This is a genomic window from Natrinema salinisoli (assembly GCF_020405205.1).
Taxonomy (GTDB): domain Archaea; phylum Halobacteriota; class Halobacteria; order Halobacteriales; family Natrialbaceae; genus Natrinema; species Natrinema salinisoli.
In genome coordinates this window covers 3,191,211-3,213,065 of sequence record NZ_CP084469.1, presented here as the reverse complement: position 1 = coordinate 3,213,065, position 21,855 = coordinate 3,191,211, and the positions used below count along the sequence as shown (strand labels likewise).

Annotated in this window: 22 protein-coding genes; 15 read left to right on the top strand and 7 right to left on the bottom strand. The window is 65.6% G+C overall.

Annotated features, from left to right (window positions below):
- Positions 1-108 precede the first annotated feature (108 nt).
- The 6 genes from LDB05_RS15810 (at position 109) to LDB05_RS15785 (ending at position 7,795) form a co-directional block, all read left to right on the top strand.
- Complete coding sequence (locus LDB05_RS15810) at positions 109-2,172, top strand: hydantoinase/oxoprolinase family protein (RefSeq protein ID WP_226004950.1); 2,064 nt, start codon at positions 109-111, stop codon at positions 2,170-2,172.
- A complete protein-coding gene (locus tag LDB05_RS15805) occupies positions 2,169-4,037 on the top strand; it encodes a hydantoinase B/oxoprolinase family protein (RefSeq protein ID WP_226004949.1) in 1,869 nt (622 codons plus the stop codon). The genes LDB05_RS15810 and LDB05_RS15805 overlap by 4 nt, the downstream gene beginning before the upstream one ends.
- 43 nt (positions 4,038-4,080) lie before the next feature.
- The gene (locus tag LDB05_RS15800) at positions 4,081-4,716 is read left to right on the top strand and encodes an isochorismatase family protein (protein WP_226004948.1); all 636 of its coding nucleotides are present in this window, start codon (positions 4,081-4,083) and stop codon (positions 4,714-4,716) included.
- A gap of 92 nt (positions 4,717-4,808) precedes the next feature.
- Positions 4,809-6,434, top strand: coding sequence for a hydroxysqualene dehydroxylase (locus LDB05_RS15795; RefSeq protein ID WP_226004947.1), 1,626 nt, complete (start codon positions 4,809-4,811; stop codon positions 6,432-6,434).
- A gap of 91 nt (positions 6,435-6,525) precedes the next feature.
- Entirely contained in the window at positions 6,526-7,497 is a 972-nt protein-coding gene (locus tag LDB05_RS15790; RefSeq protein ID WP_226004946.1) for a tetratricopeptide repeat protein, read from the top strand.
- A gap of 4 nt (positions 7,498-7,501) precedes the next feature.
- Positions 7,502-7,795: a DUF424 domain-containing protein gene (locus LDB05_RS15785; RefSeq protein WP_226004945.1), complete on the top strand. Its 294-nt coding sequence runs from the start codon at positions 7,502-7,504 to the stop codon at positions 7,793-7,795.
- Between the two features lie 104 nt (positions 7,796-7,899).
- Here the strand turns inward: LDB05_RS15785 and LDB05_RS15780 are convergent, their stop codons facing one another.
- Positions 7,900-8,775, bottom strand: a complete 876-nt coding sequence (locus LDB05_RS15780; protein ID WP_226004944.1) for an ABC transporter permease — start codon at positions 8,773-8,775, stop codon at positions 7,900-7,902.
- Positions 8,772-9,749 (bottom strand): ABC transporter ATP-binding protein, encoded by a 978-nt coding sequence (locus LDB05_RS15775; RefSeq protein ID WP_226004943.1) that lies wholly within the window; start codon positions 9,747-9,749, stop codon positions 8,772-8,774. Before LDB05_RS15775 ends, LDB05_RS15780 begins: the two co-directional genes overlap by 4 nt.
- Before the next feature lie 102 nt (positions 9,750-9,851).
- On the opposite strand from LDB05_RS15775, the gene LDB05_RS15770 reads away from it, so the two are divergent.
- From LDB05_RS15770 to LDB05_RS15750, 5 genes are all read left to right on the top strand, one after another.
- Complete coding sequence (locus tag LDB05_RS15770) at positions 9,852-10,193, top strand: ArsR/SmtB family transcription factor (RefSeq protein ID WP_226004942.1); 342 nt, start codon at positions 9,852-9,854, stop codon at positions 10,191-10,193.
- Between the two features lie 5 nt (positions 10,194-10,198).
- Complete coding sequence (locus tag LDB05_RS15765; protein ID WP_226004941.1) at positions 10,199-10,516, top strand: DUF7521 family protein; 318 nt, start codon at positions 10,199-10,201, stop codon at positions 10,514-10,516.
- Positions 10,517-10,559: 43 nt separating this feature from the next.
- Complete coding sequence (locus tag LDB05_RS15760) at positions 10,560-10,916, top strand: DUF7521 family protein (protein WP_226004940.1); 357 nt, start codon at positions 10,560-10,562, stop codon at positions 10,914-10,916.
- Positions 10,913-11,776, top strand: a complete 864-nt coding sequence (locus tag LDB05_RS15755) for a sensor domain-containing protein (protein ID WP_226004939.1) — start codon at positions 10,913-10,915, stop codon at positions 11,774-11,776. Before LDB05_RS15760 ends, LDB05_RS15755 begins: the two co-directional genes overlap by 4 nt.
- Before the next feature lie 337 nt (positions 11,777-12,113).
- The gene (locus LDB05_RS15750) at positions 12,114-13,358 is read left to right on the top strand and encodes an aminotransferase class V-fold PLP-dependent enzyme (RefSeq protein ID WP_226004938.1); all 1,245 of its coding nucleotides are present in this window, start codon (positions 12,114-12,116) and stop codon (positions 13,356-13,358) included.
- A gap of 308 nt (positions 13,359-13,666) precedes the next feature.
- On the opposite strand, the gene LDB05_RS15745 is transcribed toward LDB05_RS15750, so the two are convergent.
- Positions 13,667-14,317: a helix-turn-helix domain-containing protein gene (locus LDB05_RS15745; RefSeq protein ID WP_226004937.1), complete on the bottom strand. Its 651-nt coding sequence runs from the start codon at positions 14,315-14,317 to the stop codon at positions 13,667-13,669.
- Positions 14,318-14,440: 123 nt separating this feature from the next.
- On the opposite strand from LDB05_RS15745, the gene LDB05_RS15740 reads away from it, so the two are divergent.
- On the top strand, positions 14,441-15,256 hold the full coding sequence (locus LDB05_RS15740) for a DUF8170 family protein (RefSeq protein ID WP_226004936.1): 816 nt from the start codon (positions 14,441-14,443) through the stop codon (positions 15,254-15,256).
- 62 nt (positions 15,257-15,318) lie between these two features.
- On the opposite strand, the gene LDB05_RS15735 is transcribed toward LDB05_RS15740, so the two are convergent.
- Positions 15,319-15,543, bottom strand: coding sequence for a hypothetical protein (locus LDB05_RS15735; RefSeq protein ID WP_226004935.1), 225 nt, complete (start codon positions 15,541-15,543; stop codon positions 15,319-15,321).
- 442 nt (positions 15,544-15,985) lie between these two features.
- Between LDB05_RS15735 and LDB05_RS15730 the strand changes: the two genes are divergently transcribed.
- The 3 genes from LDB05_RS15730 (at position 15,986) to sufU (ending at position 17,733) form a co-directional block, all read left to right on the top strand.
- Complete coding sequence (locus LDB05_RS15730; protein WP_226004934.1) at positions 15,986-16,465, top strand: response regulator; 480 nt, start codon at positions 15,986-15,988, stop codon at positions 16,463-16,465.
- 59 nt (positions 16,466-16,524) lie between these two features.
- Positions 16,525-17,157 carry an HD domain-containing protein gene (locus LDB05_RS15725; protein WP_226004933.1) on the top strand — a complete coding sequence of 211 codons (633 nt, stop codon included), beginning with the start codon at positions 16,525-16,527 and terminating at the stop codon, positions 17,155-17,157.
- Positions 17,158-17,313: 156 nt separating this feature from the next.
- Positions 17,314-17,733 carry a Fe-S cluster assembly sulfur transfer protein SufU gene (gene sufU / locus LDB05_RS15720; RefSeq protein WP_226004932.1) on the top strand — a complete coding sequence of 140 codons (420 nt, stop codon included), beginning with the start codon at positions 17,314-17,316 and terminating at the stop codon, positions 17,731-17,733.
- A 258-nt stretch (positions 17,734-17,991) separates the two neighbouring features.
- Here sufU and LDB05_RS15715 read toward each other — a convergent pair whose 3' ends face one another.
- The 3 genes from LDB05_RS15715 to LDB05_RS15705 form a co-directional block, all read right to left on the bottom strand.
- Entirely contained in the window at positions 17,992-18,888 is an 897-nt protein-coding gene (locus LDB05_RS15715; RefSeq protein WP_226004931.1) for an NAD-dependent epimerase/dehydratase family protein, read from the bottom strand.
- 126 nt (positions 18,889-19,014) lie between these two features.
- Positions 19,015-20,046: a DNA repair and recombination protein RadA gene (gene radA, locus LDB05_RS15710; protein WP_226004930.1), complete on the bottom strand. Its 1,032-nt coding sequence runs from the start codon at positions 20,044-20,046 to the stop codon at positions 19,015-19,017.
- A 148-nt stretch (positions 20,047-20,194) separates the two neighbouring features.
- Positions 20,195-21,412: an outer membrane protein assembly factor BamB family protein gene (locus LDB05_RS15705; RefSeq protein ID WP_226004929.1), complete on the bottom strand. Its 1,218-nt coding sequence runs from the start codon at positions 21,410-21,412 to the stop codon at positions 20,195-20,197.
- Positions 21,413-21,855: the final 443 nt, after the last annotated feature.

Sequence of the window (21,855 nt, the reverse complement as noted above, 5' to 3'; positions counted from 1 at the left end):
ATCGGCCCCCGGTGTCGACTCGGCCCGACGGAAGTATATAAACGCCCCCCACTGGTTGGGAGAACGCTTACTCGAACGGCTACGGTGGAGATACCTGTACGATACCAAATGGCACACAACCTAGGAGTGGACGTGGGTGGGACGTTCACGGACGTCATCGTCTTCGACGAGGACACCCGCGAACTCACGATCGACAAGGTGCTCTCCACGCCGGCGAACCCGTCGGAGGGCGTGATCAACGGGATCGAGGAGGCCGTCGACAAGGCCGACACGTCCGTCGGCGAACTGAACCTGTTGTTTCACGGGACGACCGTCGTGACGAACATGCTGCTCGAGGAGACCGGCTCCCGAGTCGGACTGATCACCAGCGAGGGCCACGAGGACGTCCTCCATCTGGCGCGGGCGTGGACGCCCGGGCCGCTCTACGGGTGGATGGACATGGAGAAACCGACGCCCCTGGCCGATCTCGTCGATACGCGAAGCGTCGGCGGCCGGATCACGTCGCCCGACGGATCGGAGCAGGAACCGATCGACGAAGAAGCGGTCCGAGCGGCGGTCCGGGAGCTCGCCGACTCGGGCGTCGAGTCGCTGACCGTCGCCCTGCTGAACTCGTATCTGAATCCGGCCCACGAACGGCAGGTCCGGGACATCATTCAGGACGAGTGTCCGGATCTCCCGGTGTCGATCTCCGCGGAGATCGTTCCGGAGTACGGCGAGTACGAGCGGACGCTGACGACAGTCATCAACGACTACGCGCGGCCGCAAGTGATCGACTACCTCGACGACCTCGACGACTCGCTCGAGGCGGCCGGCTCGACCGCGAAGATGAACGTCGTGCGCTCGGACGGCGGGCTGATGAGCTCCGACGCCGCGAAACACCGGCCGGTGGAACTCGCCCTGTCGGGGCCGTCCGGCGGCGTCGTCGGCGCGGCGACCATCGCGGAGAAGAAGGGCGTTCCCGACGTGCTCACGCTCGATATGGGCGGCACCTCGACGGACGTCTCGCTGGTCGAGGACGGCAAACCCGAGACGACGCGCCAGACGAAGGTCGGCTACCGTGAGTTCAAGTCTCGAGCCGTCGACGTCAACACGGTCGGCGCGGGCGGGGGCTCGATCGCTCGCGTCCAACTGTCGGGATCGCTCCAGGTCGGGCCCGAGAGCGCCGGGGCCGATCCGGGGCCGGCCTGCTACGGACAGGGCGGCGAGGAGCCGACGGTGACCGACGCGAACGTCGTGCTCGGCCGCATTCCGTCGAACGTCCGGCTCGGCGGGAGCATGGAACTCGATCGCGAGGCGGCCCGTGACGCGATCCGGACGGTCGCCGACGAGCGCGACAGCACGGTCGAGGAGGCCGCTCAGGCGATCCTCGACATCGTCAACGAGAACATGTACGGCGCGCTCCGGGTCGTCTCCGTCGAGCGCGGCTACGATCCGCGGGACTTCGGGCTCGTCGCGTTCGGCGGTGCCGGCCCGATGCACGCGAACGCGCTGGCGGACGTGATGGACGCCTACCCGCTGATCGTCCCGCCGGGACCGGGCGTCATGAGCGCCTTCGGCTTCCTGACGAGCGACGTGCAAAACGAGTTCTCCGAGACCTACCTGAAGACGGATCAGGACGTCGACGGCGAGGAAGTGTACGAGGCCTACCAGGACCTGCGAGCGGAGGCGACCGACTGGCTCGTCTCGGAGGGCGTCGGCGAGGCGAACCACGCCTTCGAGTACTACGCCGACTGCCGGTACTACCGCCAGGACGTCCAGATGTCGATCCCGATCGACCTCTCGAACCTCCGGACCGAGGAGGGCATCGCGGAGATCAAAGACGACTTCGAGTCGCGCCACGACCAGCGCTTCGGCTTCTCCCTCGACGCGCCCCTCGAGATCGCGAACCTCCGAGTCATCGGCAAGGGAACGATCCAGGGCGTCACGTTAGAGGAGAGCGACCTCGGCGGCGAGGACGCGAGCGGGGCGGAAGTCGGCACACAGGAGGTCTTCTTCGACGACAGCTACCACGAGACGCCGATCTACGACCGCGCACAGATGCGACCCGGCAACGCGATCGCCGGGCCGGCGATCGTCACCGACGACGACTCGACGGTCGTCGTCCAGCCAGACCACACGGCGACGGTCGATCGGTACGCGAACCTGGAAATAACGCGGAGTGATTCACAATGAGCCAGCACGCAGCCGACGCCACCCCCGACTTCGTCGGGGACCACGACATCGACGCGACGACCCTCGACATCATCGAGAACACGCTCTCGAACACGCGCCACGAGATGGACCGCGTTCTCGAGACGACCGCCATCAGTCCGGTCATCCGTGAGCAGTCAGACCAGTTCCCCCTGATCGCCGACCCGCAGGGACGGATGGTCATGGGCCAGTTCGGCAGCGCCATCGACACGATTATCGAGAACGCCCCCTTCGGCTGGGACGAGCTGAACGAGGGCGACGTCATCGCCACCAACGACCCCTACATGTGCGCCGGCGCGGTCTCGCACACGCCGGACATGCTGTTGCTCCGGCCGATCTTCTACGAGGGCGACCTCGTCGGCTTCGGCAGCCAGTGGGGGAACCTGATGGACGTCGGCGGGAAGACCCCCGGCAGCATGCCCGTCCAGGCGACGACCGTCTTCGAGGAGGGGATGCGCCTTCCGCCGGTCAAGCTCTACAAGGGCGGCGAGTTCGACAGCGAACTCCTCGAAACGTTCGCGCACAACACGCGCCTCCCCGAGCACGCCGAGGCAGACATCAAAGCGCTCGCGGCCGGCACGGCCGTCGCCGAATCCCGCGTGCAGGAACTCTGTGATCGCTTCGGAAAGGAGACCTACCTCGAGGGCTGTGACGCCATTCTCGACCGCACTCGCGACGGCATGATCAATCTCATCCGCGAGTTCGTGCCCGAAGGCGAACGCTACACCTTCGAGGACTACGTCGACGACGACGGGATGGGCAACGGGCCGATCAAGCTCCACCTCGAGATCTACCGCGAGGGCGACACCGTCTACCTCGACTGGGAGGGGACCGACGATCAGGTTCCCGGGACGGTGAACTTCCTCCTGAACGAGAAGATGTTCAAGATGTTCACGGGGGTCTTCCTCATCATGGCCTTCGACCCGCTGCTGACGTTCAACGACGGCTACTACGACCTCTTCGAGGTCAACCTGCCCGAGGGGACCGTCGTCCAGCCGGAGTTCCCGGCCGCACTGGGCAACCGCCTGCCGCTGATGGCCCGCCAGTTCGACGTCCTGCAGGCCACCTTCTCGAAGCTCATCGACGACTTCAGCGTCGCCGGCAGCTACGGGACCTCGCCGAATCTGGTCTACGCGGGCACCGACTCCGAGGGCAACGACTTCCAGATGCTCGAGATCCTCTACGGTGGCATCCCCGCCCGCCCGGGCGGCGACGGCCTCGACGGCCACTCCTGGTGGCCGCTGTTCCGGACCGTTCCCGCCGAGTACCAAGAGGCCTACTACCCGCTCACGATCGACGAGTACAGCACCCGGACCGACACCGGCGGTGCCGGGGAGTTCCGCGGCGGCCACGGCATCACGAAGGTCTACACCTTCGAGGAGGACGGCGCGATCACCTTCCAGGACGACCGGGCGCACACGTACCCGTGGGGCGTCGACGGCGGAAAACACGCCCAGACCAGCGAGAAGAAGCTCCTCCGGACCGACGGGACCGAGGAGGAACTCCCCTCCAAGGTCGAGAACGTCGCCGTTGCGGCCGGCGACAAACTCGTCTTCCGAACCGCCGGCGGCGGCGGACTGGGGGACCCGCTCGAGCGGGACCCGGAACTCGTCGCCGAGGAGATCCGGCAGGGGCTCATCTCGACCGACGCCGCCCGCGAGGAGTACGGCGTCGTCGTCGGTGACGACGGGACCCTCGACGAGGCCGCGACGGAAGAGCGCCGGGCGGACCAGCGCGAAACGCGCGAGGACCTCGCGGAGTTCGACTACGGACCGCTGCCGGACGACGACGAACTCGCCGACCGGATCGCCGCCGAGCGCGACGAGTTCGACGATCGGCACAACTGAACCGCACCCGATCGTTCGCGTAGCTACCCCACAGACGCACATTATGGACTGGATCAACGACACCGAGGACCGCTACGACGACCGAGAGTTCGGCGAGAGCGTCGGCATCGGAGAGCGCCCGGCGCTGCTCGTCATCGACCTGATCAACGCCTTCACCGACCCGGACTCGAATCTCGGGTCGGACGTCGACGACGTCCTCGAGCAGACGGCGCGGCTGCTCGAGGCGTTCCGAGAACGCGACTTGCCGCGGTACTTCACGACCGTCGCGTTCGAGGAATCCTACGGCGACGCGGGCATGTTCGTCGAGAAGGTCCCCGCGCTCAAAGAGCTCCGCCTCGGGACCGACCGCGTCGAGGTGGACGATCGGATCGCGCCCCTCGACGACGAACGCGTGATCCTGAAGAAGTACGCCAGCGCTTTCTTCGGGACCGATCTCCAGTCGGAGCTGACCACCAGCCGCGTGGACACTCTCGTCATCGTCGGCGTCACGACCAGCGGCTGCGTCCGCGCGACGGCGGTCGACAGCCTCCAGCACGGCTACCGCACGATCGTCCCGGCCGACGCGGTCGGCGACAGAGCCGAGGGGCCACACAGGGCGAACCTCCTCGACATCGACGCCAAGTACGGCGACGTCGTGACGACCGACGCGGTCCTCGAGCACCTCGCCGGCGACGACTGACGACCGCGCATGGCCGGGGACGATCGTTTTCCATCTCGAGGGATTCGTAGTTAGGGACGCCCGTTATGTCGATCCGTGCCCCAAAACGGCTAATGACCGACGTTGCCGTACTCGGTGGCGGAATCGGCGGCCTCACGGCGGCGCACGAACTCGCCGAGCGCGGGCACGACGTGACCGTCTTCGAGGCGAACGACCGCTTCGGCGGGAAGGCCCGATCGATGCCGATCGCGGACGATCCGGCCGCGCTCCACGGCGAACACGGGTTCCGGTTCTTTCCGGCGTTCTACCGCCACGTCGTCGATACCATGGAGCGGATCCCCGACGGTGCCGGAACCGTCGCGGACAACCTCGTCGAGACCGAAGCGACGCTGATCGCGAGCACCGCGGATTCGGGGCGGATCGCGGAGACCCGCACGCCCGACTCGGTTCGGGGCTGGCTCGAGGCGCTCCGTCCGGCCTTCGCCGAGGACCTGCCCCGCAGTGACGTCCGATTCCTGCTCGAGCGACTGCTGTACCTGCTGACCGCCTGCGATGAGCGTCGCGAGGAGGAGCTCGACGACGTCTCCTGGTGGGAGTTCATCGACGCCGAGAACCGTTCGCAGGAGTTTCGCGACCGGCTCGCGTACGCGACGCAGGCGCTCGTCGCGCTCCGGCCGCAGGTCGGGAGCGCACGGACGGTCGGCACCATCTACCTGCAGTTGCTGTTCGGCCAGCTCGATCCGACCGAGCCGACCGAACGGGTCCTGAACGCCCCGACGAACGAGGCCTGGATCGATCCGTGGGTCCGCCATCTCGAGACGCTGGGCGTCGAGTTCCGACCGAACACCCCTGTTCGGGGCCTCGCGTTCGACGGGCGACGCGTGACCGACGCCGAGCTGGCCGACGGACGAACGGTCGCGGCCGACGAGTTCGTGCTGGCCGTCCCCGTCGAGGTCGCCCCCGAGTTCGTCACGCCGGAGCTACGCCGGGAAGCGCCGGAACTGGGGCGGATCGATCGGCTCGATACCGCCTGGATGAACGGGATCCAGTTCTACCTCACCGACGACGTCGAACTGAGCCGCGGCCACCAGGTCTACGCCGACGCCCCCTGGGCGCTGACTTCGATCTCCCAGCGCCAGTTCTGGACGGGCTACGACCTCGAGGGCCGCGGTCCCGACGAGGTCGAGGGCGTTCTCTCAGTTATCGCCTCCGACTGGGACACGCCGGGACTCTACCACGAAAAGCCGGCCAGGGAATGTACCCGTGAAGAGATCGCCGAGGAGATCTGGGCGCAGCTGAAGACCCACCTGAACGGGCCCGACCGGCGGCTGCGGGACGACATGCTGGTCGACTGGTTCCTCGATCCCTCGATCGTCGAAACGGATGCCGGAGTCGAAAACCGATCGCCGCTGTTGATCAACACCGTGGGGTCGCTCCGGAAGCGGCCGCCGGCCGACGTCGGCGTGGGAAACCTCACCCTGGCGAGCGACTACGTCCGAACGAACGCCGATCTGGCGTCGATGGAGTCGGCCAACGAGGCCGGCCGCCGCGCGGCGAACGCGATCCTCGACCGACACGGTGGACGGGGCCGGGCGCAGGTCTGGGAGCTCAGAGAGCCCGCGGTGTTCGACCCGCTCAAGCGACAGGATCGGGTCCGGTACCGGCTCGGACTGCCGCACCCGGCGGAGGTAACGCAGTCCCTTCGGGGAGTCACTAGACGCCTCGGCAACCGAGTCTGAGAGCCGCGTTCCGGAGGGAGTTCGCCGCTCTCCGAATCCCGCCGATACCCGGGTCGCAGCCCTTAACAGTCGTCGCCGCGACATTCAACTAATGACTGACCGAGACGACGATCGCGACCATCGCTTCTCCGAGGGAGAGGGATTCGGCGATCCGTACGAGGAGTTCGACCTGGACCCGCCGGAGCTCGGCGTCGACCCGTCGAAGGTCGACCCCGTCGACTCCCGCGTCGTCACCGACACGCTCGACAAGCACAACATCGATCAGGACGACGTCGACGCGAGCGAACTGCTCGACGTCGGCCTGAACTACATGCAGATCAACCGCTACGAGCAGGCAACCGACGCCTTCGAGCGGACCGCCCGCTACGCCGAGGACGAGAAACTCGAGCAGGAAGCGTGGGTGAACAAGGGCGTCGCCCACGGCGAACTCGAGGAGTGGGACGAGGCGATCGGCGCTCACCGTGAGGCCCTGCGGATCGACGACTCGAGCGAACACGCGGCCACCGCCGAGACGAACCTCGCCTACGCGCTCTGGGAGTTCGGCGAGACGAGCGAGGCCCTCGAGCACGCCGAACGCGCCATCGAGATCGACGAGCGGTTCGCGGCGGGCTGGTTCAACCGCGCGTTCTTCCTCTCGGAGCGCGGGCTGGCCGAAGAGGCGCTCAACTGCGTCGACAACGCGATCCGACTCGGCCTGCGCAACGCGAAGGTCCTCGAGACGAAAGCCGAGATCCTCGAGGAGCTCGGCGAGTTCGACCAGGCCGAGGAGATCGCGGAAGAGGCCAATCAGATGCGCGAGCAGGCCGAACAGGAGATGATGGACGACCGCGAGGAGATGTACGGGCAGGGCGGCGGCGGTGCTGGCGGCGGTCCGGGTGCCGGACGCGGCGGTGCGGGAGGCCGACCGGGCGGTGCCGGCGCCGGGCTGGGCGGTCGCGGCGCGAACCGCCAGTCGCCCCAGCGAGGTGGCGACATCGGACTGGACGATCTCGGCGTCGCGGATCTCGGTATCGGCGAGGAAGACGACGAGGAGGACGAGGACCGCGAGTGGGAGCTCGAGTGATCGGATGATCGTCAACGAACGGGAGACCCCGGAGGGGTTGCTGGTCGCCGTCTGTGACGAGGACGTCCTCGGCGAGACGTTCGAGGAGGGCGAGCTCTCCCTGACCGTCACCGAGGAGTTCTACGGCGGCGACGCGGTCGACGAACGCGCGGTCCTCGAGAGCCTCGGCGAGGCGGCCGTCGCGAACATCGTCGGCACCCGCGCGGTCGAACTCGCCGTCGAGGAGGGGTTCGTCGACGAGGCGAACGTCCTCGAGGTCGGGACGACGCTGCACGCGCAGTTGCTGCAGATGCAGTGACCGAAGCGGACCGCGACTGAGCGCCGGCGGGATCCGATCGAGCGACAGCGAGGACCGCTATTCTGCGACCGATTCGACGGATCGAGAGCCCGCGACTCGAGCGCCTAGAGATCGGTTCGCTGGAACCGATAGTAGCCGATCGCGACGGGCACGACCGCCCAGACGACCAGGACGACGATGCCGAACCAGTCCTGGAGATAGAACGGCGCGTCGCCCGGGTAGCGCTCGGCCGGCGTCATCCCGTTGGCCTCCATCGATTGGAGGCCGTACTGGAACTTGAACGGGAAGATCGAGCCCTCGACGATCGTGGTCGCCACGTTGGCGTACGCGAAGATCGGATTGAACTGCTCGAGCACCAGGTACCACGTCTCGGCCTCGACCGGCACGGGTTCATCGTAGATGAGGTAGTACGGCCCGGCGGTGAGCAGTTCCCACAGCGCGACGAACACGACGTAGAGCCCGACCACGATGGCCATCGACTTGCCCCGCGTGGGGACGCCGGCGGAGACGCCGACGGCCAGGCCGACGAACGCCGTCCCGAAGAGCAGCGACACGGCGGCGAAGCCGAGCCAGTCGAGGAACGGAACCGAGCCGAAGAGGACCGCCCCGAAGACCAGCGAGACGAGGAAGGCGAGCCCGATGGCGAGCCCCACGACGGCCGTTCGACCGAGCAGCTTGCCGAAGACGACGTCGGTTCGGTTCGGCGGCAGGCCGAGCAGGAGCTTGATGCTTCCCGACTGGCGCTCCCCGACGACGGCCATGTACCCGGTGATCAGCGCGGCGATCGGGAGGATCACTTGCAGCGGGACGCCGAGGAAGCTGAGGACTTCGGCAGCGGTGATATCGTCGACCGTGTACCAGATGGCGACGTAGCCGATGGCGACGAGTCCGACGAGCAGCCCGATCAGCGACCAGAGGAGCTTCGATCGGCCGGCGTCGTCGAACTCCTTGCGAGCGACGGTCGCGATGTGCGAGGTCATCGCGCCGCCTCCGTTTCGGTCGTCACCGCATCGTTCGTCCCCGCTCCCGTCCCGGATCGGCCCTCGTCGCCGTTCGTCAGCGCGGTAAACAGCGACTCGAGGGAGACCTCCTCGATCCGCAGATCCCGAATCGTCGCCCCCGCGTCGGCGAGCGCGGTTACGACGGTCGCCTTCGCCGCCGGATCGACGACCGATAGCTCGAGGGTGCGTCCGGAGGCCGTCGTATCGGCGACTCCTTCGATCGAGGTGACGAGATCGCGGGCCCACTCGGCGGGATCCGCGAGCGTCACCGTCATCGTCGCACCGCCGCCGAGCTCCGCGCGGAGTCCATCGATCGTGTCGACGGCGACGAGTTCGCCCTCGTTCAACACGCCGACGCGGTCACAGACCGCCTCGACGTGCTCGAGGATGTGACTCGAGAAGAAGACGGTCGTCCCGCGCTCGGCTTCGCTGCGGACGAGGTCCTGCATCTCGCGGATGCCGTGGGGGTCGAGCCCCGTGGAGGGTTCGTCCATGATGAGGAGGTCGGGATCGCCGACCAGGGCCATCCCGGTCGCGAGCCGCTGGCGCATTCCTTTGGAGTAGTCGCCCGCCGGCCGGTCGCCGTCCTCGGCCGAGAGCCCGACGCGTGCCAGAATTTCGTCCGGATCGTCGTCGGTCCCTTTCGTCTTCCCGGCGAACTCGACGTGGCGTCGACCCGACAGGCGGGGATACACGTCGAACCCCTCCGGCAACACGCCGACGCGAGGACTGATATCGTCGCTCTCGTCCTGGGCGTCGTATCCCAGCACCGTCGCCGATCCCGCAGTCGGGCGCGTCAAGTCCAGTAACATGTTGATCGTCGTCGACTTCCCCGCCCCGTTGGGGCCTAAAAAGCCGAACACCTCGCCGTCGGCGACGGTGAGGTCGAGGTCGTCGACGGCGGTGATGTCCCCGTACTCCTTCGTCAACCCGGACGTCTCGATCGCAGTCATTCCGGTCGTCGCTACGTGCTGTGGGAAGGTAATCCGGGACCCACGGTTTCACGCTCCGAAACTGTGGGTTCTTTTATATCATCCTGTCATACGAACGACCGAATGACCGACGATGAGGATCGGGAAGTGCTCGCACTCCTCGACGACGAGTACGCGCGCCGCATCCTCATCGCCGCGAGCGAGGAACCGATGTCCGTCGACCGACTCACCGAGTGTTGCGACGCCTCCCCGCCGACGATCTATCGGCGGATCGAACGGCTCGCGGACCAGGGGTTCCTCGACGAATACCAGGAGCTCGATCCAGATGGACACCACTACAAGACCTACAGCACCCGACTCGAGCGCGTTGCGATCGAGATCGCCGAGGGGTCGATGGAGATGGACGTGTATCGTCGCGACGAGGATCCGGCCGACCGGTTCACCCGGTTATTCGAGGACCTGTGATCGGCATGCTCGGCTTCCCTATTCAGACCGTCGACGGCGGCACGGCGGCGGTCGCGATCGCCGTCTTCGCCGGACAGGCGACCGCGTTCGCGATCGCGTGTTGGATCGCGAAACGCGCCTACGACGGGTACAGGGACTCCCGGCGGCCCCCGCTGCTCTGGCTCGCACTCGGCATTACGCTGCTCGCCGCAGTACCGACGATCCTTCGCTTCCTGCTCCCGACAGTCTTCGGAGCGGCGTCGGTAACCACGACGGTCCTCGCGAGCCTCAGCGAGATCGTCGGCCTCACGGCGATCCTCTACACCGTCTACGGCCGGCCGTGAGAGGGGACGCTACCGATCGCTCCGATCGCCGGAGGTGCCACCAGTGACCGCGAGTACCACTCCGCTCGGTGCCGCCGTCGTCTCCCTCCTCGAGGTGATGACGACGGTGGACGGGCTGGACGAGACGACGACGATCTTCTTCGCCGGGATGGCGAGCGCCGCGCTCGGAACGGTCGTGACCTGGACCGCCTATCGAGGGTACGCTCGCAACGCCAGCCGGCCGATGCTGTTCCTGGCCGTCGGTGTCGCCTTCCTCACCGTCGTCCCCTTCGTGCTGTCACACGCGATCGATTGGGCGACCGACGCGGCCGATGCGACGGTGCTACTCGTCGTCACCGCCTGCCACCTGCTCGGACTGCTCGCGATCGTTCGCTCGTTCAGGAGGCCCGATTCCAGATGAGATCGACACGTCCGTCATCGCCCCTCGCCGCGGTCGGAACAGCACTCGAACGCGCTCGAACCGCGAGCCGCTGGTTCTTCGGCGTCGCCGTTCGAGAACAGACGTACTACAACCTCCTGTATCTCTTGCTCGCGTTCCCGCTGGGGATGGGCTACTTCACCGTCCTCCTTACCGGATTCGCGATCCCGATCGGTCTCGCGTTCGCGTTCGTCGAGATGGCTACGTCGGAACCCGTCGCGATCCTGTTCGCCGGGATTCCGCTCGCGCTCGTATTCTTGTGCATGGGGGTTCCGAGCGTCCTGTTCACTCTGTTCGTCTCGATCGAGTTGACCGCCCTCGAGCGAGTCCTCGCCGGTCGGTTGCTCGACGCCGACATTCCGACGTCCGAACCGCCTCGAGGCGTTCGCGAGCGGGTGCGACGGCTCGTCTCGGATCGCGGGACGTGGAAGGGGCTCGGGTACCTGTTCAGCAAGTTCGTACTGGGATTCGTCTCGTTTCTCCTCCTCACCGTTAGTTTCGCGTTCACGTACGTGCTGGTCGCCGCACCGTTGCACTACCGGAACGATCTGGTCGGCATCCACGTCGGCGATCCGATCGAGTTGATCCCCGAGCTCACGTACCAGCACGACGGCTGGACCATCGACGTCTCCCCGGTTGCGCTCTCGATCGCCGACGGCGAGTTGGTTTCGCTGTACGTCGACTCGCTTCCGGCGGCCCTGGCCGTCACGGCGGTCGGCGTCCTCGTCGGACTCGTCGTCTTGCACCTTCTCAACGCCGTCGCGTGGTTGTCCGCCCGATATGCGGAACTGCTATTGGGGTACACGCAGCCGTCGATCGTCAGCCGAGCCGTCGACCGGTAACGCGTCGGCCGTTCGACCGCGGACGGTCGCTCCCCGGTGGCGATCCGACCGGTACCAAAATCGTTTGGGAACACTGATATGTCAAGGGAACCCTTACCGATGCATTGCGGCAGGGGCACCCACCAGACCACCCCCTCCCCCACCGACCCCTGCCGTTCACCTCCCCAACCCCGTCTCCGCCCGCTCCCACCCACCTACCGTTTCGCGTCGTCGACCGGGCTCGAGAACCGGTATCGAACTCCGACGGCGCAATTCGAGCCGGTTCGTCGAGATGCCGGAAAATCCCGCCACGTCCGGACCGAAGGAGTGTTTTGTGTCCGGTCCCTGCTAGTCACCAATGAGTCAACAGAACCTCGAGTCGCTCGACGTCGGGGCGATCCGGGAGGAGTTTCCGATCCTCCAGCGGGAGTTCAACGGCGAGCAGCTCGTCTACCTCGACAACGCGGCGACGACCCAGACGCCGGATCCGGTCGTCGACGCGATGAGCGACTACTACCGCGAGTACAACGCCAACGTCCACCGCGGCATCCACCACCTCAGCCAGGAGGCCTCGATCGCTTACGAGGAGGCCCACGACCGCGTCGCCGACTTCATCGGCGCCGACGGCCGCGAGGAGATCGTCTTCACCAAGAACACGACCGAAGCCGAGAACCTGGTCGGCTACTCGTGGGGGCTGAACGAACTCGGCCCCGGCGACGAGGTCGTCCTCACCGAGATGGAACACCACGCCTCGCTGGTCACGTGGCAGCAGATCGGCAAGCGCACGGGTGCCGACGTCAAGTACATCCGGGTCACGGAGGACGGCCGCCTCGACATGGATCACGCCCGCGAGCTCATCACCGACGACACCGCGATGGTCTCGGCGGTCCACGTCTCGAACACCCTCGGCACCGTCAATCCCGTCTCCGAGCTCGTCGATATCGCCCACGACCACGACGCGCTGGCGTTCATCGACGGCGCGCAGGCCGTCCCCAACCGCCCCGTCGACGTCGAGGCAATAGATGCCGACTTCTACGCCTTCTCCGGCCACAAGATGGCCGGCCCCACCGGGATCGGCGTCCTCTACGGCAAACAGGAGATCCTCGAGTCGATGCAGCCGTACCTCTACGGCGGCGACATGATCACGAAGGTCACCTACGAGGAGTCGACCTGGAACGATCTCCCCTGGAAGTTCGAGGCCGGGACGCCACAGATCGCCGAAGCCGTCGGCCTCGTCGCCGCGATCGACTACCTCGAGGACATCGGCATGGAGCGCATCGAGGCCCACGAGGAGGAGATGGCCCGCTACGCATACGAACAACTGGCGGCCGAAGACGACGTCGAGATCTACGGTCCCGAACCCGGCCCCGACCGGGGCGGGCTCGTCGGCTTCAACCTCGAGAGCGTCCACGCCCACGACCTCGCCTCGATCATGAACGACCACGCGGTCGCGATCCGCGCCGGCGACCACTGTACCCAGCCGCTCCACGATAAACTGGGCGTCGCGGCGTCGGCTCGAGCCTCCTTCTACGTCTACAACACGAAGGAGGAAGTCGACAAGTTGGTCGACGCCATCGACGATGCGCGTCAGCTCTTTAGCTGACGCGCGAGGGACGTCTTGCCGAGCACCGTCGTTCGAAACGGCTCCGCCGTTTCGTGAGTGAGCAAACGCGAAGCGTTTGCGATCTATGCAAGACCTCCGGTCTTGCAGCATGACGAGAGACCTTTGGTCTCTCGAACCACGAGGCAAGGCTCGAAGCGGCTTCGCCGCTTCGTAGATGTCTTCGCGAACGAAGTGAGCGGAGGCCAGCGAGAGCTTCGCTCTCGCCAGGCGCGTCAATTGTTCGCGTAAGCGAACGCTGATTGTCAGTATTTGATGTTCCTGAACGCGGGTCTCTGGATAGCAAGAAGTTAGAAGAGCTCGTCGAGCGATCGGTTACCGTCCGCATCCTCGTTCAACACGTCGGGATCGGCCGGAGCCGCATCTGCGTAGAACGTTTGCTCGCGCAACTCTTCGAGCGACGTCTCGCCCGATAGCGGGCCGTCGTCCGGGTCCGGTTCGTCGTAGTCGATGGCCTCGCGGACCGCATCGGGTAGCGCCGGTCGAGGCGCGTTTTCGTGGCGCTGGACGGTATCGGTTCTGTGCGTCGCGTCGTGGACCGCACGCATGACGGGCAGGCCCCGCAGATACTTGTATTCCTCGAGCAGATCGACGCCGAACTCGGTGAGTCCCCAGAAGTCGTCGGGGATGTCCCGTACGTCTGCGTTCGACTCGTGATGATACCGCGTGACGATTTCGTGATCCGCAAGATCTGCAAGCTGCTCGCTGATGGTCGAGCGGCTCTTCGGAACGTAGTAATCGAACTCCGTGACCGAAACCAGATGCTCCGGGTGGCCGAGGATCACCTGGAGGATGTTGTGACGAGTCTCCTGGGAGAGATACCGCTGAACAGCCCGCTGGGTTTCGTACGGTGCCGTATCGTCCACACCGAAGAGACGCTCGATGCGGGGTTCCCCGACAGAAACGCCCTGATCAGTCAAAACGTCCGAGCGACGGCTCATGATATTAGCAGCTAATGGAGCCAGTTCGGTAAATGTTTCGGGTAGACCATGACGATTCTATATTAGATAGCCGTCATAGTCGAAGCATTGATTTGATCGCATCACCAATCGTGATAATAAGAGATGCCAACTCGAGATGACGAGCATCGACAACGGGTGCATGCGGCACTCCAGCGTGCGCTTTCGGGAGTGACACTGCCGAGTGAGGACTATACGACGCTCCGAAACTGGATAAACGAAGAACTACCGCAGCTTCAGGCTGCGGGATACACATCGTACATCGTCTTCGGGAGTTATCGGGGGAAGTACCACACATCGCTCAGAATCGCTCAGTACGAGCTCGCGAAACCGACTACTGCGAACGCGATCGTTCTCGGCGATACGCCACCGCTTGGACTTACCATCGGACAGGGCCGGACCGACCCGCTGGAGTTCGAACTCAAGTTCCACCTCCTCACGGAATTCGGCGACACGAACGTTGCCATTTACGAGAAAGAATCCGGCGGTGAAGCCGTCGAACTCGGGTTGCTCGGCCACGAGCGATGCTTCACCCAGACGGTTGTGTTGCCGCGTGATTACTATGGGAGCGGACACGGAACCGTCGACACGAAAAACGAAGTACTACAGATAGGACGTCAAATCGCCTTTGCCGATGATTTGGACGGTAGCCAAAAGAAAGCGGAGCTACGGGGCCTGATCGCAACCGCACAGCGTGGCGGCATCCGGATCACGGAACACGAGCTCACGGAGTACCTCGAAGAGGCACTGTCAGAGAGGCCTGCCGACAGTCCGTCGTACAGCTGGGTGCATCTCGCTCTGTTTCGACGTTTCGAAGAAGCGAACCGATGTCTCACGTGGCACAGCGAATCTGATCTCCGAGAGGCAGTCCGGGAACTTGCGCTCGAGTCACCGACTCAGTGGGATCTCGAAATCGAATAACCATCGGCCCACTGGCCGACGCTCGATGTTCGTCCCGGTCTCTACTCGACTCGAGCCTCGACTCAGCCCCGTGGCGTCCGATCAAGGGTGCTCGGCAGCACCGAACAACCGCAGGGTTCGGCGGTCCCGCTGCGCGGGCCGGTGACGGTCACGTTCGTGACGGGCTGGCCGCACACGGGGCAGTCGGGGAGGGAGAGCACCCAGGGCTCGGGCGCTTCACCCGTCTCGTCGGGGTCGGACCGGTCGTCGCCGCTCGAGTCGCTGCCCGCCTCGCCGCGGTCACTCATCGCGCCCTCCGCGGGTCGCGAACGCGGGACAGAGTCGGAGCAGCCGCTGGTTCTCGGGGTTGATTCCACTGTCGTGCGGGACGTTTATATCCCGGTAGGATGTACGCAGTCATGCTTTCAAATCCCTGGATGGGATTGGAAGCAAGTCTCGGGTGCTGGTATCACCCGGGGCGTTTCGGAGCACGCCCCCTCCGCTCTCGCGTTTGGAGCCTTCCTTCCGATTAGATCGTTTACCTATAGTTACTTATATCTACTGCTAATGTGACGGATAACTAGCCGACAGTGCATCGAGTGCCTCCGGAATCACCCCATCCCAGCGCACAGTGACTCACCCGACTCGTCGTCAGGGTCGCTGCGCTCGATTTCGTGAGTGTTCGCGGATTGAGACTTTCCAATTCGGCCGACATCGAGGTTTTAACCCCCTAATTCCTACGTGTGGGAAATGAGTACAGACGAGGAGCAACCGGACGAACCGATCGATATCCTCCTGGTCGAGCCGAATCCCGGCGACAGCCGCCTCTTCGAGGAGAATTTCAGAGACGGAAAGCTCGTCAACACCGTCGATATCGTCCCCGACGGGGAGGAAGCGCTCGATTTCGTCCACCAGCGAAACGAGTACGCGGACAGGCCGTGTCCGGACATCGTCCTCCTCGAGCCCCAGCTTCCCGGCAAGAGCGGGATCGAGGTCCTCTCGGAACTGAAAAACGACCCCGGGTTGAGCGATATTCCGGTCATCGTCCTCACGAGTTCGGACGCGGGGGAACGGATCGTGCAATCGCACGGGATCGAGGCGGACAGCTACATGCAAAAGCCCCTCGAGCCCGGGGACTTCGTCGACTTCGTCCGGTCGATCGAGGAGTTCTGGGTCGCGATCGTCCAGAAATCAACTGAGCAACCGCTGAACGATTCGAATCGGAACTGACCGACGATCGCCGTCGATGACGGCGCGCTTATCAGCCGGTCGCCCGAACACGACCGACGATGCTCGAGGCAGTCCGCGACCGCGCCCGGTCGTATTTCATCGACGCGTCGCCGGCCCACGACTGGCACCACGTCCAGCGGGTCGACACGCTCGCCGAGACGCTCGTCGACCGACATCCCGAACCGGTCGACGAGCGAGTCGTCCACCTCGCCGTCGCCCTCCACGATATCGGCCGGACCCGGGAGGACTGCGGCGAGATCGACGACCACGCGAGCTGGGGTGCCCGGGAGGGCGGACGGATCCTGCTCGATCTCGGCGCGGCGACGGACACGATCGAACGCGTCCAGCACTGTATCCGCGCCCACCGCTACTCGACCGATATCGACCCCGCGACGCTCGAGGCGAAACTCGTCTCCGACGCGGACAACCTCGACGCGCTCGGCGCGGTCGGCATCGCCCGCGTGTTCGCTTACGGCGGCGAGCTCGGCGATCCGATCCACGACCCCGCTCGACCGGTCGAAGATGACGACACCGACGCCGGTGCGACCCAGTACAATCACGTCCACAAGAAGATTCTCGACCTCCCGGAACGGATGTACACCGACGTCGGTCGGGACCTCGCCGCGGATCGGGCGGGATTCGTTCGCGAGTACCTCGAGCGGTTCGACGGAGAAGTCGCGGGCGAGACGTGACTCGGAGCAAAACGCACCAACAACAGGTGTGACCACGGCCGGGTCCCCGAGTCGGCGAAAGTCGACCAGCAGCCTCGAACCCGCCGAATTCCGGTCTGACCGCCCGTTCCGGCCCCGGAACCCTTTTACAACTCACTGGCCTATCCGTATCCAACGATGGGACTGGGCTCCGATATGTACCGACAGCAGATTCTCGACCACTACAAGAACCCCCGGAACTACGGGGAACTCGAGGATCCGACGTTTACCCACATCGGGGAGAACCCGATGTGCGGCGATGAGATTCGCATGGACGTCAAGCTCGCCGACGACGAGGAGACGATCGAGCGGGTTGCCTTCCAGGGTGACGGCTGTGCGATCAGTCAGGCCTCTGCCAGCATGCTCTCGGGGAAACTCGCCGGGAAGACGATCGAGGAACTCCACGAGATGGATCGCGACGACGTCATCGACATGCTCGGCGTCGACATCTCGCCGATGCGGATCAAGTGCGCGGTGTTGGCCGAGAAGGTCGCACAGGACGGCGCGGAGATCTACCAGGGCGAACTCGACGTCGACAAGACGACGACCGAGGACTGAGCGGCTTCGTCTCCGACGTCGACCGAGCATCGGGAGTCGCGTTCTATTCTATCGCTCGAGGATTCGGACCAAGACGTAACGACTGGCGTCAGCATCGATCGCGGTGAGCGATCGCTCGAGAAGCTCCCCGGTGGATCTCGGGACCTCGAGCGCCGCGGCTGATTTGAATATCCGTCACGGCGAGGATCGTCGAACGCCGCGTTGGTCCGGAGCGGCGTGGAAATCCCTTCCCATCCCGACGACGTCGACCCGAGACGGTCAGATCGACCGCCGCCAGCTCCACTCCGGACGCCAGTCGAACAGCGTCTCCGCCCTCGAGACGTCGACCAGCGGCGCGTACTCGCGTTCCGGAAGCGCATCGCGAACCTCAGCGTCGGGGAAACACTCCGCCGCCAGCTCGCGGCTGGGGGTCTCGACGCTGGTGTCGGGTGCCGACACCCAGACGCGCTCGTGGCCGTCGAACGTCGCCTCGACGGTCCGGCGCACCAGATCGACTGCGTCCGTCACGTGGACGTATGTAAACAGCGTGTTGCGCTGGGTGTGGAACGCCTCCGACTCGCGCAGTCCCGCCAGCGTCCGGTCGGCTTCGAGGAAGGTCTCGCGGGCCCGTTCGTCGTCGACGATCCACGGAAATCGGAGAGAGGTGATCGTCCGCGGTTGGTCCCGACGCCGACGTGCGACCCCATCGGCCGCGATCTCGAGCGTCTGCTTGCCGATGCCGTAGGCGGTCGACGGCGTGAGACGGTGGTCCTCGTCGACGGGCAGGTAGTCGACGCTGATCGGCTCGGGCTCGTACCCCCCGCCCAGCGCGCTGAGACTCGAGGCCAGCGTCACCGTCTCGATGCCGAGTTCGCCCACGGCCTCGAGGACGTGGTAACTCGACATCGCGTTGCTCTCGTAGGTCCGAAATCCCGGCGTCGACTCCGGTGACGGGACCATTCCGAGGTGAACGACGGCGTCGGCGTCGCTTTTCGCGAGCGAGCCGTAGACCTCGCCGGCGTCGAGCAGGTCCGTCGTGAGGTACTCGTCCGATCGCTCCTCGCGTCGCTTGCCTCGCGCGCAGTCGACGGTCCGGTACCCCTCGTCGGACAGGTGCGCGAGTACGGCCCGACCGATGCGACCATTTCCACCGGTGACGACAACCGTCCCGGTCATAGTGCGTGGTTCGTTACAGGCGCATAAAAACGGTCCCCGCGTCGCGTCGATCCGGGCCGACGGTCCGGCAACTGGTGGTCGGCCGAGCGACTCTCCCGATCGGTCGAGAGAGAACGGACGGCCCGACTATTCCGGCTTTAGGCCTTCGTCCTGAACGCGCATGACAGCCTCGCCGTCGGCCAGGTTCGGCGCGTCGACCAGTCGGACGATCCGCTTGTCGCCCTTGGACTTGCGGAGGTAGATCCGGAACGTCGACTTGTGGCCCAGAATGTTGCCACCGATCGGCTGGGTCGGGTCGCCGAAGTAGGAGTCGGGGTTCGAAGCGACCTGGTTCGTGACGATGACGGCGGCGTTGTAGAGGTTCCCGACCTTGTCGAGGTCGTGGAGGTGCTTGTTGAGCTTCTGCTGTCGGTCCGCGAGCTCGCCACGACCGACGTACTCCGCGCGGAAGTGGGCGGTCAGCGAGTCGACACAGAGCAGTCGAACGGGATACTCGGAATCCTCGTGTTCGCCCGCGAGCTCCTTCGCCTTCTCGGCGAGCAGCATCTGGTGGTTGGAGTTGAACGCCTTCGCGACGTGGATCTTCTCGAGGACGTCCTCGACGAGCGCGTCGACCGCCTCTTCGTCGTCGGCCGAGCCCTCGATCTCGCGGTCCTCGAGCGTCGCGTCGATGGCCTCGTCCGGGAGCCCGCGAACCATGTCGTCGATTCGCTCCGGACGGAAAGTGTCCTCGGAGTCCACGAAGATGGCGCTCCCGTGGAGGCCGCCGACTTCCTGGGGGAGCTGGACGTTGACCGCCATCTGGTGGGTGACCTGGGACTTGCCGGCACCGAACTCGCCGTACACTTCGGTGATCGACTGCGTCTCGATCCCGCCGCCGAGCAGGTCGTCGACCTCGTCGATGTGCCAGCTCAGCTTGCCGATCTCGTTTCGTCGCTCGAGTACCGTCGAGCCGGTTTCGAAGCCGCCGATGTCGGCGGCGCCCCGGGCTGCGCGAACGATGTCCGCGGCCGTGGACTCGCCGACGTCGGCCGTGTTCGACAGCTCCGCCGGCGCGGCGACGGCGAGGCTCTGATACGAATCGAAGCCTGCCTCGTGAAGTTTGTCTGCGGTTGCCGGTCCGACGCCGGGGAGTTCCTCGAGATCTGATTCGGGCATACTCCCTCGTTGTGCCGGACCCCTCATAAACCCTCGTTAACAGGAGAGTGAAAGTGAAAGTGCCGGCAGGAAGCGGGGGAAATCGAAATCGGTACAGTGAATTTAGAAGTGAAGGGGCGTCACGACGACGCGAATCGGAGGGGCGGTCTCAGCGCAGTGGTACCTCGGCGTCCCACTCGAGACAGTAGAGGCGCTCGTCCGCGCTGCCGACGTACAGCCGTTCGGGGGCGAGCGCGGGCGTTCCGCTGATGGCCTCGTCGGCCGTGAACCGCCACAGCGGCTCCGGATCGGCGACGTCGATTCCGTAGAGAGAGCCGGTCGCATCGCCGACGCAGAGGACGTTTCCGGCGACGACGGGACAGGACCGAACCGGCCCGTCGAGTTCGACCCCCTTGCGCGAAAAGAGCCAGCCGCGAAGTTTGCGGCGGCCGACGGTCGTGTCGGTGACGTGGAGGTAGCCGTCTCCGGCACCGATGAACGTCGTCTCCGCGTCCGCGAGCACGGTCGCGGACGTGGTGAACGCGTCGGCGATCTCGTAGGTGAACCACGAGTGACCGGCGTTCGCGTCGAGTGCGAGCATCGTCCCCCCATCGTCTCCGACGTAAACGCGACCGTCGGCGATCGTCGGCCCGCTCGCGACGCCACCGCCGACCGGCGCAGTCCAGACCTCCTCGCCCGACTCGGCCTCGAGCGCGAGCACCGTCCCGTCCGCGGTCCCGGCGAACACCCGCTCCTGATCGATCTCCCACCGTCGATCCGGTTCCAGTTCCTGTCCCCGCTCGGAATCGACCATCATCGACCCCTCCATCGAATCAACCAGCTCGTCGTCCCGGTGCTCGTCCAGCGCCGACCGGCGCTGTCCGCCCTCCCGGCCGTCCGCGATGGCCGGCGAGCCGACCACTGCCGACTCAGTCTCGTGCGTCCACAGGACCGTTCCCGTCTCGGCCTCGAGCGCGGACAACCCGCCCACGTGGCCGGCGTAGAGTCGGCCGTCGGAGAGGGCGAGCGCGGACTCGAGCGACCCCGGTAGCTCGGCCTGCCACTCCGCTTCGCCGGTGGGAGGATCGAGCGCGTAGAGCGTGCCGTCGTTCGTCCCCAGATACAGCCGCTCGCGGGTGACGACCGGCGTCGCGTCGGTCGCCGCCGTCGTCTCGAACGTCCACCGACGGCGACCCGTCTCCCGCTCGAGGGCGTAGCAGTTGCCGCGACTCGTGCCGACGTAGACGGTGTCCCGATCGAGCACCGGCGACCCGACCGATTCGGCGAGGTCGGCCGTCCACGCCTCGCCCACGCGTGCCGGCCCCTCGAGGTCGCGCCGAAGCCCCGAATTGTGCGAATCTCCCTTGTACTGGTTCCACTCGGTCACTGGTCGCGGCTACCCACCGAACCGGTATAACAGTGGGTGACACCGGCGTGCGGTGGCGCGCGCTGGGACGCGATGAGCGATGCGAGGTCGAACGAAGTGAGGCCTCGAAACGCGAACGGTGACCGACGGGAACCGTGAGCGAAAAGCGAATCGCGGAACAAAGCCGTGCGAGGGATGAGTGAGCGACTTCGGAGCGAACGAATCGGGTGGGGAGGGTGTGGCAACTCCGTGTTGCCAGCACGACAGCTATCGAGTCCGTATTCGTGACTACTCGACAGCCATTCTCGAGCCGATACCCGACTCCGCTCGAGCCGACGGCTCGGTACCGAAGAAACGGCTGCGGCAGGAAAAGGGGGGCAACTGGTGTATGGCGCAGTTGTGATGATGTGGCTTCCTGCCGCGTACTCCTGTCTATACGCGCCACCGCATTACCAGTGACTCCA